The organism is Paenibacillus sp. FSL A5-0031 (genome assembly GCF_001956295.1).
In the GTDB taxonomy this organism is placed as follows: domain Bacteria; phylum Bacillota; class Bacilli; order Paenibacillales; family Paenibacillaceae; genus Pristimantibacillus.
The window spans coordinates 1-251 of the sequence record NZ_MRTD01000087.1 but is presented as its reverse complement, the minus strand read 5'-3'; the positions used below and the strand labels follow the sequence as shown (position 1 = coordinate 251).

Annotated in this window: 2 tRNA genes; both read right to left on the bottom strand. The window is 48.2% G+C overall.

The features are described from left to right. A tRNA-His gene (locus tag BK120_RS34460) sits at positions 1–73 on the bottom strand. Between the two features lie 18 nt (positions 74–91). Beyond that, a tRNA-Trp gene (locus BK120_RS34455) sits at positions 92–165 on the bottom strand. Positions 166–251 lie beyond the last annotated feature (86 nt).

The following is a 251-nucleotide window of genomic DNA, read 5'->3' as shown; positions in this document are numbered from 1 at the left end:
GGCGATCGAGGGGAATTGAACCCCCGAGTGTCGGATCCACAAACCGATGCGTTAACCACTTCGCCACGACCGCCATATTCAAATTTTTTATTGGCAGGGGCAGCAGGAATTGAACCCACACCAAAGGTTTTGGAGACCTTTGTTCTACCTTTAAACTATGCCCCTAAGGTAAAAAAATGGTGGAGGATGATGGATTCGAACCACCGAACTCAGAGAGAGCAGATTTACAGTCTGCCGTGTTTAGCCACTTC